Source organism: Sphingopyxis sp., from assembly GCF_050725655.1.
Classification (GTDB): Bacteria; Pseudomonadota; Alphaproteobacteria; order Sphingomonadales; family Sphingomonadaceae; genus Sphingopyxis.
The window spans coordinates 1-9,879 of the sequence record NZ_JBOHHT010000092.1; the positions used below are offsets into that span (position 1 = coordinate 1).

Consider the following 9,879-nt stretch of genomic DNA (forward strand, 5'->3'; position numbering starts at 1 on the left):
TTCTTCTCCCCTCCCGCAGGCGGGAGGGGTCGGGGGTGGGCAGCGACGTTGCTATGGCCCACCCCGCTGCGGCTAGCCAGCAAGCTGGCAAGCCTCGCTGCCCCTCCCGCTTGCGGGAGGGGGGAGGGCTTATGGCAGCTCACCACCCCAAAGGCGCCGGAAGAAAAGCAGCCAGCGTCCGAAAAAACTCTGTCCATTCCGATATGACAACGTTATCTTATCGGCAAGGCAGATAGATTCGGGGAGAGACATGTGGCGCAAATCGCCGACAAACGCCGCTGGCTTGTGGTGGGGCTCGTCTTCATCGCGATCGTCCTCAACTATGTCGACCGCCAGATCCTCGCGCTGCTGAAGCCGACGCTCCAGCTCGAGTTCGACTGGTCCGACCGCGATTACAGCCATATGGCTTCGGCCTTCCAGTTCGCCGCCGCGCTCGCCTTCCTCGGCACCGGCTGGTTTATCGACAAGGTCGGACTGCGCTGGGGCTTCGCGATCGGCGTCGGCGTCTGGAGCCTTGCGGGCATGGCGCATGCCTTCGCTTCGACCGTCGCGGGTTTCGTGACCTCGCGCGCCGTGCTCGGCGCCGCGGAGTCGATCGGCACCCCCGCCGCGGTGAAGACCGCCGCGACCTATTTCAACGCCAAGGAGCGAAGTTTCGTCCTCGGCCTCGGCGGCATCGCGCCCAACGTCGGCGCGATCCTGACGCCTTTGCTCATCCCCGTTATGGCGCTGATGTGGGGGTGGCAGGCGACCTTCCTGATCGCGGGCGGGCTCGGGCTCGTCTGGGTCGTCGTCTGGCTGATGGTCCGCATTCCCGAACAGCCGAACGCCGCGCGCGACGCCGCGGCGCCGAAGATCGCGTGGAGCAGCCTGCTGCGCGACCGCCGCCAATGGGCGGTGATCCTCGGGAAAGCGCTGACCGATCAGGTCTGGTGGTTCCTGCTCTTCTTCATGCCCGACCTGTTCCACCGCGTCTTCGGGCTGACGCAGGGCACGCTCGGGCTTCCGGTCGCCTTCGTCTATTTCATGGCGGCGATCGGCGGCATCACCGGCGGTTATCTGCCGTCGTACCTGATGGGTCGCCGCGGCTGGACCGTGAACGCGGCGCGCAAGACGACGATGCTGATCTACGCGCTGCTCATCCTTCCCGTGCCCTTGCTCGTCGGGGTCGACAGCGCATGGACCGCGGCGATGATTCTCGGCCTCGCACTCTTCGCGCACCAGGGCTTCTCGACCAACCTCTTCGGCCTCACCACTGACGTCTTCCCCGCGCGCATCGTCGGCTCGGCGATCGGCATCGGCGCCTTTGCCGGCAACCTCTCGGGCATGGCGATGATCGAGTTCGCGGGCTGGTCGCTCGACACGGGCAGGGGATACCTCCCGATGTTCCTCGTCTGCGCCGTCACCTACCTCGTCGCGCTCGCCGCCATCCACCTCATCCTGCCGCGCATCGTCGCGGTCGATGAGGAGGAGGATGGCGAGGCCGCGCCGGTGCTCGCGCACTGACAGGGAGGGCGAGATGGCATAACCCCCAAAGCTATGTGCACCCCGGCGAAAGCCGGGGCCCATCTCCTGCCGTAGAATGGACCCCGGCTTTCGCCGGGGAACACGTAAGGCTGATCCAAACCAGCTTTAGCTCCGCTTACGAAACCCTCTTCCCCCATCCCGACTTATGGAGTATATGACAGCGATGTCAGATTTTCTTCCCGCTCCCGCCCATGTGACCCTCGCCGGTCATGAGGTTTCGCCCATCGCCTGGGGCATGTGGCGCTTCGCCGGTGTCGACGTGGCGACCGCCCGCGCGCGCATCGACGCGGCGTTCGAAGCCGGCGTCACATTGTTCGACACCGCCGACATCTATGGCTGCGACACGCCGGGCGGCTTCGGCTCGGCCGAGTCTTTGCTCGGCGACGTGTTCGCCGAAGCCCCGGACCTTCGCGACAAGATGATCCTCGCGACCAAGGGTGGGATCATCCTCGGCGTTCCCTACGACAGCAGCGCCGCCTATCTGACCTCGGCAATCGATATATCGCTCCAGCGCCTGCGCACCGACCATGTCGAGCTGTGGCAGATTCACCGCCCCGACCTCCTCACCCACCCGCAGGAAATCGCACGGACGCTCGAGGACGCGTACCGTGCGGGCAAGATCGGCGCGATCGGCGTTTCTAACTTCACGCCCGCGCAGACCGCGGCGCTCGCCAAATTCCTCCCCGTTCCGGTGATCAGCCACCAGAGCGAATTTTCGCCGCTCCACCTCGCCCCGCTCTTCGACGGTATCTTCGACCAGTCGGTGGCCGAGGGCATGAGCTTCCTCGCCTGGTCGCCGCTCGGTGGCGGCCGGCTTGGCGATCCGGCCGACGAGCGCACGCGCGCAGTCGCCGGACTGCTCGATGCGAAGGCCGCCGAGTACGGCGTCTCGCGCGCCGCCGCGACCTACAGCTGGGTGATGGCGCATCCGGCGCGCCCGATCCCGATCGTCGGCACCCAGAATGTCGAACGCATCAAGGAAATTCCGCAGGCCCTGAAGCCGCGCTGGACGCGCGCCGAATGGTACGCGGTGCTGCAAACTTCGATGGGGGAGACACTGCCATGACCGACCGCACGTGCGAAGTCAGCTGGTTTTCGGCGCTCTGCGACGACGACTATGAATTCCTCGGCGTTCCCGACCCGATGCTCAAATCGAGCTGGGAGCATTGCCGCGACATCGTGATGCAGGCGGATAGTCTCGGCTTCGACAACATCCTGCTCCCCTCGGGTTATGCGCTCGGTATCGACACCACCGCCTTCGCCGCCGCGATCGCGACGATGGTCAGGAATATCCGCCTGCTGATGGCGGTGCGCATCGGCGAGAGCTGGCCGCCGCAGCTCGCGCGCCAGATCGCGACGATCGACCGCATCCTCGGCGGCCGCCTGACGATCAACATCATCTCCTCCGACATGCCGGGCGAGACGATGGACTCCGAACCGCGCTACCGCCGCACGGTCGAGGCGATGCACATATTGAAGACCCTGCTCAACGGCGAAGCGCTCGACCATGACGGCGAGTTCTGGAAGCTGCAGGTTGCACCCGCGCGCGTCGGCACGGTGTCGGGCAAGGCGCCGCCGCTCTATTTCGGCGGCCTCTCGCCCGCCGCGCGCGACGCCGCCGCAAAGGGCTGCGACGTCTTCCTGATGTGGCCCGACCGCGAAGAGGTCGTTCGCGAAATCATCGCCGACATGACCAAGCGCGCCGCCGCCTATGGCCGCACCCTCAAATTCGGCTACCGCGCGCACATGATCGTGCGCGATACCGAGGCCGAAGCGCGCACCGCCGCCGACCGCCTGCTCTCGAAACTCGACGCCGCGAAGGGCGCCGAGATCAAGGCCAGGTCGCTCGATTCGCAAAGCTTCGGCGTCAACGCGCAGGTCGCTTTGCGCGAGGCCGCGTCGGACGACGGCTATGTCGAGGATAATCTCTGGACCGGCGTCGGCCGCGCCCGCTCGGGCTGCGGCGCCGCGATCGTCGGCGACCCCGACCAGGTGCTGGCAAAGCTGACCCGCTATCAGGACATGGGCATCGAAGCCTTCATCCTCTCAGGCTACCCGCACGCCGCCGAAGCCGACCTCTTCGCGCGCCATGTGCTGCCGAAGATGAACCACGGGCCGCTGGCGGTCTAACCTTTCGCAATAGGTCTGCGTACCCCGCGAAGGCGGGGGCCCATCTCCGGTCGGCGGAAAATGGAACCAGCAGAAGATGGATCCCCGCCTTCGCGGGGATACGGCTGGTGAAGGATGCCCCGCCCCCACGTTTGAGACGTAGGAGAGAAGGGGACGAGGCGAGCGCGCTTAAGCAGGGTGTGGGTTGCGGGGCGATGAACAGATTCGAAGCATGGGGTGATTTGCCCGGTCAGAGATGATAGTCATTCCCGATGGAACGACATGCCTCCTGTCATTGCGGTAAGCTCGTCCTGCGCTGCACCGGCGAACCTTCCAAGGTTTCGCTCTGCCATTGCTTCGATTGCCAAAGGCGAACCGGATCGCTTTTCAGCGTGGCCGCCTTTTTTCCGCGCGACCGGGTCGCGGTGACGGCGGGTGAGGCGAAAGCCTTCACGCGGCCTTCGGCCAGCGGCCGCGATGTCTCTTTCCATTTCTGCCTCGAATGTGGGTCGTCGCTCTGGTGGGAGCCTGATCGCCTTCCGCACCTGATCGGGGTGGCGGCGGGCGCGTTCGCCGATCGGGACTTCCCGATGCCCGAACAGGCCGTGTGGTCCGAACAGGGGCACGCATGGCTGGACCTTCCGCTCGTTGCCCACCCACGAAATCCGGTAAAGGCAGCGCCAAGCAAATGATCGCCGCCTTGGTTAAAGGCGACGCCCAAGGCTGATACGATCCTCGATCGCATATCCCAGCCCCGCATAGAATTGGACAACCTCCTCGTTCGATGCGCGCACCTGAAGATTTATCTTTTCGCATCCAAGTGCGCGGAGTGATCGCTCAGCTTCGTGGACCAGCGCCGTCCCTACGCCTCCGCGTTCACATCCCTTCCGAACCGCAACCGAATAAAGCCAGCCGCGATGCCCGTCATACCCGGCCATGACCGACCCGATCACCTGGCTGTCTTCTGCCGCCACGAGGAACAGGTCGGGCTGAAACGCGAGCTTGGCTGGTATCGCCGCTTCGGCACGATTCCACGGCGGGTCGCCCGGAAACGCCTCGTCCCAAAGCGATTTTACCCCGTCGAAGTCGGATGCCCGATAGCGGCGGATTTCCATCTTGAGTGTCACCCCGCCCAAACCGCCGCATAAAGCATCGCCATCTCCTCCGCATCGGGTACTCTTGGATTGTTCGCCGGCGAGCCCGACGCCGCCGCCTGCGCGCACATCGTCGGCACCAGCGCGTCCCAGCGCGCCGCGTCGATGCCCCACGCCGCCGGCCCCGGCACCTCAAGCTCGCGGTTCAGCGCCGCCAGTTCATCGAGCAGCCGCGCCACCGCCGCCTGATCGCCCTCGGCCTCGTCGGCGACCCCCATCGCCCGGGCGCAATCCCCATAGCGGTGCAGCGCGGCGGGCGCCGACCAGGCGGTCACCGCGGGCAGCAGCATCGCGTTCGACAGCCCGTGCGGGACATGGAAATGCGCGCCGATCGGCCGGCTCATCCCGTGGACCAGCGCGACCGAGCTGTTCGAAAAGGCAATCCCCGCCTGCGTCGCGCCCAGCATCATCGCCTCGCGCGCCGCCGCATCCATCGGGTCGCTGCACACGCGCCGCAAATTCGGCGCGATCGCCCGCATCGCGAGCAAAGCCATGCCGTCGCTGAACGGGTTCGCGCGCTTCGACACATAAGCCTCGATCGCATGCGTCAGCGAGTCGATCCCGGTATCGGCGGTCAGCCGCACCGGCTTGGTAAAGGTCAGCGCATAATCGACAAGCGCCGCGACCGGCAGGTACGCCAGCCCCGGGCACAGCATCTTCTCGTCGGTCGTCTCGTCGGTGATGATCGTGAAGCGCGTCGCCTCCGACCCCGTGCCCGCGGTCGTCGGGATCGCGATCACCGGCAGCCCCGGCGCGTCCTGCACATGCGGCGCCTTGTAATCGGCCATCGCGCCGCCAAACTCGCCTAGCACCGCAATCGCCTTCGCGCTGTCGAGCGGGCTGCCGCCGCCGAAGCCGACGACGCAGTCATGCTCGCCTTCCAGCAGATACGCGACCCCCGCATCGACCGACGCGACCGTCGGGTCGGGCACCGTATCGGCGAACACCCGCGCCGCGATCCCCGCCGCCGTCAGCCCGTCGGTCAATTCGGCGACGCGCCCGCTGCTCACCAGCCAGCCGTCGGTCACGATCAGCGGCCGCGATAGCCCCAGCGCCGCCAGCACCGCGGGCAACTCCTTCGACGCTCCGCCGCCGATGCGGAAAATGCGGGGCAGGGCGATGCTCGCGATACTCAACTGACCATCTCCTCACGGATCGAACTGCGCGCCATCCAGAACAGCGCCGATGCGAGCGCGCCGAACAGGATGAAGATCATCAGCGACCAGCGCACGCCCTCTGCCGACCCTAGCCCCATCGGTCCCGAGAGGAAATCGCTGACCACGCCGACCCCGAGCGGGCCGAGGCCGAGGCCGAGCAGGTTGATGATGAACAGCAGCACCGCCACCGCCGTTGCGCGCGTTTGCGGCCGCACCAGACCCTGCACCGCGGCAAAGCCCGGCCCGTACCAGAGCGTGTTCAGCACCGGCGGAAAGGCGAACATGATCAGCGCGAACACCGCCGAATCCGCCATCAGCCCCGCGATATAGAAAGGGATGCCGAGCAAGGTCGAAACCGCCGGGATCGCCACATAAGCGCGCAGATCGCGCGCGCCATATTTGTCGGCGAGCTGTCCGCCCATCCACGTCCCCACCGCGCCGGTCAGCCCAAGCACGATGCCGAGCGCGACCCCCAGAAACCCCGTCAGCCCCAGCCCGAAATCGTCGGCGATGACGGTCAGTTCCGCGGCATGGTTGCGAAAGAAGAAAGGCGCGAGGAAGGCCGCGGCGCCATAGCCGATGAACGCCTTGATCGCCGCGGCAAAGGCAATCAGCCAGAAGGTGCGCTTGCCGCGGATCTCGGCCATTGCGGTCTTGAAATCGGGGCGCGATGCCTTCAGCGTGGCAAGATCGGCATTCATCTGCCGCCGCGGTTCCTTCAATGTCGTCCACGCGACGATCGCTATCAGCACGCCCGGAGCGCCCGCGAACAGGAATGCCGTCCGCCATCCCCAAGCATCGGCGATCAGCCCGCCGAGCGCCAGCCCGAGCAGCCCGCCAAGCGGGATGCCAAGCGAATAAAAGGCGAGCGCCGAGGCGCGCTTTTCCTTCGGCGTATAGTCGGTGATCAGCGAGTGCGCGGGCGGCGTACACCCCGCCTCGCCGATCCCGACCCCGATGCGGCACAGCACAAGCTGCACAAAATTCTGCGCAAAGCCGCATGTGACGGTGAAGACGCTCCACAGCCCCGCCGCCACCGCGATGATCCGCGGCCGGTCGCCGGTCTCTGCATAGCGCGCGATCGGAATGCCGAGCACCGTATAGAAAAGCGCAAAGGCGAGGCCGGTCATCACCCCCAGCTGCCAGTCGGCAAGGCGCAGCTCGTTCTTGATCGGCTCGGCCAAAATCGAGACGATCTGCCGGTCGAGGAAGTTCAGGATATAGATGATCAGCAGCACCGTCAGCGCATAGCGGCGGTACGCCTGCGACACGGTCGGAACGGCCGGCGGGACGGGGGCTTCGGTGATCATCTCATCCTCTCACGATCTCATTTTATTCGTCATCCCGGGCTTGACCCGGGACCCGCCTTGTCTTGCGGAGAAGGAAGGCAGGCCCCGGATCAAGTCCGGGGTGACGGCTGAACGAAGCCAATTGACACCCTCCCCCGGCACGATATGACAGCGTTGTCTGAAAAGGAAGCGTCATGCCCGAATTGCTCGTTCTTCAATCGGTCTGGGGCCTCGACAAATGCCCCGGCTTCGACATCGAAAACCGCCTCGACGAAGCGCTCGGTGAAGTCGTCGCGGCGGGCTTTGACGGCGTCGGCGTCAATCTCGCGCGCACCGCGCGCACCGATGGCGTCGCGCGCGCCATGAACCCGCTCGGCCTCGCATGGGAAGGGCAGGCGCTCGTCGCCGACGCCGACCAGCTTCGCCACTGGATCGGCGAGGCGCACCGCCTCGGCGCGCACCATCTCAATGTCCAGATCGCCGGCCCGACCGCCGACTTTCGCGCCGCGCTCGGCCTGATCGACAGCCTCGCCGCCGCGGCAAAGGATGCGCCGCTCCCCGTCTGGTTCGAAACCCACCGCGGCCGCCTCACCAACGACCTGCTCTTCACGCTGCAATTGCTCGAGGAACGCCCCGGCCTGCCGCTCACCGCCGACCTGTCGCACTATCCGGTCGCTGGCGAGATGGAGCTGCCGCTTCGCGAAGACCAGCTCGCAGCGATCGAGACGATCCTGCAGGGGAGCCAAAATTTCCACGGCCGCGTCTCGACGACGCATCAGGTGCAGGTCGCGCTCGATGCGCCGCAGCACGCGGGCTGGCTCGACCAGCATATCGCCTGGTGGCGCCGCGGCTTCGAACTCTGGCTCGAACAGGCGCGGGGCGACGACGCGCTGACCTTCATGTGCGAACTTGGGCCGCCGCCCTACGCGATCACTGCGCCCGACGGCAGCGAGCTGACGAACCGCTGGGACGAGGCGCAGCGGATGCGCGATATCGTGCGCGGATTGTGGAGGGAAGTGGCCAGCACTTAAAAGCCCCTCCCCTTCAGGGGAGGGGTTGGGGTGGGGGGCATCGGCCTCGCACAAGGTTTCGAGCCCCCACCCCCGACCCCTCCCCTGAAGGGGAGGGGCTTGATTTGGTCGTTGCCGCCCCGTCACACCGCCACCGCGGCCTGCCAGCGCGCAAACGCCGCATCGGCCTCATCGCGGCTCACCTCTGGCAAAAACTCGGCATCATAGCGCGCCAGCCGCTTCAGATCGGTCTCGCCGAACAGCCCCACCCCCATCCCCGCCGCCAGCGCCGCGCCATAGGCGCTCGCCTCGCGCACCGCGTGGCGCCGCACCGGCCGCTGCAACGCATCGGCCTGCAACTGCAGCAACGTGTCGCTCGCCGACAGCCCGCCCGCGACCGGCAGCGCCTCGGGGACCGGCAGCGCCGCCGCAATCACCTCGGCGATCTCGCGGAACCGAAACGCGATCCCCTGCAGCGCCCCGCGCGCGACCTGTCCCGGCCCATCCGCAAAGCTCAGCCCCGCGATCAGCCCGCGCGCGTCGAATAGCCCGTGCGGCGCCCCCATGCCCGCGAGCGACGGCCGCACCACGACCTTCCCGGCGTCGGCCACCGAAGCCGCCGCCGCTTCCATCGCCGCGGGCGAGGCGAACAGGCCCAGCCCGCCGCAAAGCCATTCGACCAGTGATCCGGTGGTAATCACCATCCCCTCGACGCAAAAGCGCGGCTTGTCGCCCGCAAAGGCCAGCGCCTCGGCGGGCATGCTGTTATGGATCGTCTCGGGGACATCGCCCGTTCCCGCCATCAGCACCCCCGACGTGCCGTAGGTCGCTTTCCAGTCGCCGCGTCCCAGCGCGCCATGTGCGACCATCGCCGCCGCCTGATCGGCAATCAATGCGGTGATCGGCACCTGCGCGCCGAGTATTGCGGGATTGCTCTCCGCGATCGCGCCCCAGCTTTCGACCTGCGCTGGAAACAGGTTTGCGGGCAGGCGCTGGTGCGCGAGCAACGCCGCATCCCATCCGCTCCCGTTCGCATAATCATAATAGCCGGTCAGCCACGCGGCCGACGCATCGGTGACATGCGCGCCGCTGAGCTTGAAGGTCAGCCAGCTATCGAGCGTGCCCCACTGTAAATCCCGGGGATCGCGCCCCGACAGCGCAATCGCCGCGGGCAGCTTCGCCGACGGCACTTGCGGCCATCCGGTGAACCCCGCCGCACGCAATGCCTTATATTCGTCCATCCCGCGCAGGTCGCTCCACACGAGCATCGGCGCGACCGGCTCGCCGGTCGCGCGGTCCCACAGCACGACGCTCGCACGCTGCGTCGTCACCCCGATCGCGGCGACATCGGATATGCTGCGCCCCGCCGCGACCAGCGCGCCGTCGATCACCGCGCGGCAAATGTCCCAAACCGCGCCCGCATCCTGCTCGACGAAGCCCGGGGCAGGGAAGTGGCTCGCGATCGGCCTTTTGTCGACACCCAGCACCGCACCCGCCGGATCGACCAGCATGGCGCGGGCACCCGTCGTGCCCGCGTCGAGCGCGAGGAGGAGCTCGCCGTGCGTGCTCAACTAAAGCCCCTCCTCTTCAGGGGAGGGGTTGGGGGTGGGGGCCATCGGCCTTGCGCAAGGTT

Annotated in this window: 9 protein-coding genes; 5 read left to right on the forward strand and 4 right to left on the reverse strand. The window is 67.0% G+C overall.

Going from position 1 to position 9,879, the window contains the following annotated elements; translation table 11 throughout:
• Window positions 1-252 precede the first annotated feature (252 nt).
• From ACREBX_RS14290 to ACREBX_RS14305, 4 genes are all read left to right on the forward strand, one after another.
• Window positions 253-1,506: an MFS transporter gene (locus ACREBX_RS14290; protein WP_431562414.1), complete on the forward strand. Its 1,254-nt coding sequence runs from the start codon at window positions 253-255 to the stop codon at window positions 1,504-1,506.
• 184 nt (window positions 1,507-1,690) lie between these two features.
• A complete protein-coding gene (locus ACREBX_RS14295; RefSeq protein ID WP_431562422.1) occupies window positions 1,691-2,593 on the forward strand; it encodes an aldo/keto reductase in 903 nt (300 codons plus the stop codon).
• Entirely contained in the window at window positions 2,590-3,657 is a 1,068-nt protein-coding gene (locus tag ACREBX_RS14300) for an LLM class flavin-dependent oxidoreductase (RefSeq protein WP_431562415.1), read from the forward strand. The genes ACREBX_RS14295 and ACREBX_RS14300 overlap by 4 nt, the downstream gene beginning before the upstream one ends.
• Window positions 3,658-3,908: 251 nt before the next feature.
• Window positions 3,909-4,328, forward strand: coding sequence for a GFA family protein (locus ACREBX_RS14305; protein ID WP_431562416.1), 420 nt, complete (start codon window positions 3,909-3,911; stop codon window positions 4,326-4,328).
• 12 nt (window positions 4,329-4,340) lie between these two features.
• Here the strand turns inward: ACREBX_RS14305 and ACREBX_RS14310 are convergent, their stop codons facing one another.
• Genes ACREBX_RS14310 through ACREBX_RS14320 form a run of 3 tightly spaced genes read right to left on the reverse strand, consistent with a single transcriptional unit; the run spans window position 4,341 to window position 7,257 of the window.
• Window positions 4,341-4,763, reverse strand: a complete 423-nt coding sequence (locus tag ACREBX_RS14310) for a GNAT family acetyltransferase (RefSeq protein WP_431562417.1) — start codon at window positions 4,761-4,763, stop codon at window positions 4,341-4,343.
• Window positions 4,760-5,926 carry an iron-containing alcohol dehydrogenase gene (locus ACREBX_RS14315; RefSeq protein ID WP_431562418.1) on the reverse strand — a complete coding sequence of 389 codons (1,167 nt, stop codon included), beginning with the start codon at window positions 5,924-5,926 and terminating at the stop codon, window positions 4,760-4,762. Before ACREBX_RS14315 ends, ACREBX_RS14310 begins: the two co-directional genes overlap by 4 nt.
• A complete protein-coding gene (locus tag ACREBX_RS14320; RefSeq protein ID WP_431562419.1) occupies window positions 5,923-7,257 on the reverse strand; it encodes a spinster family MFS transporter in 1,335 nt (444 codons plus the stop codon). The genes ACREBX_RS14315 and ACREBX_RS14320 overlap by 4 nt, the downstream gene beginning before the upstream one ends.
• 173 nt (window positions 7,258-7,430) lie before the next feature.
• On the opposite strand from ACREBX_RS14320, the gene ACREBX_RS14325 reads away from it, so the two are divergent.
• On the forward strand, window positions 7,431-8,267 hold the full coding sequence (locus ACREBX_RS14325) for a sugar phosphate isomerase/epimerase family protein (protein ID WP_431562420.1): 837 nt from the start codon (window positions 7,431-7,433) through the stop codon (window positions 8,265-8,267).
• A gap of 122 nt (window positions 8,268-8,389) precedes the next feature.
• On the opposite strand, the gene ACREBX_RS14330 is transcribed toward ACREBX_RS14325, so the two are convergent.
• Entirely contained in the window at window positions 8,390-9,817 is a 1,428-nt protein-coding gene (locus tag ACREBX_RS14330) for an FGGY family carbohydrate kinase (protein ID WP_431562421.1), read from the reverse strand.
• Between the last annotated feature and the right edge of the window lie 62 nt (window positions 9,818-9,879).

Excerpts from the sequence above, each read along its gene's own strand:
- ACREBX_RS14295 (WP_431562422.1), top strand. The coding sequence starts at position 1,691 with ATGTCAGATTTTCTTCCCGCTCCCGCCCATGTGACCCTCGCCGGTCAT.
- ACREBX_RS14300 (WP_431562415.1), top strand. The coding sequence starts at position 2,590 with ATGACCGACCGCACGTGCGAAGTCAGCTGGTTTTCGGCGCTCTGCGAC.
- ACREBX_RS14305 (WP_431562416.1), top strand. The coding sequence starts at position 3,909 with ATGGAACGACATGCCTCCTGTCATTGCGGTAAGCTCGTCCTGCGCTGC.
- ACREBX_RS14320 (WP_431562419.1), bottom strand. The coding sequence starts at position 7,257 with ATGATCACCGAAGCCCCCGTCCCGCCGGCCGTTCCGACCGTGTCGCAG.
- ACREBX_RS14325 (WP_431562420.1), top strand. The coding sequence starts at position 7,431 with ATGCCCGAATTGCTCGTTCTTCAATCGGTCTGGGGCCTCGACAAATGC.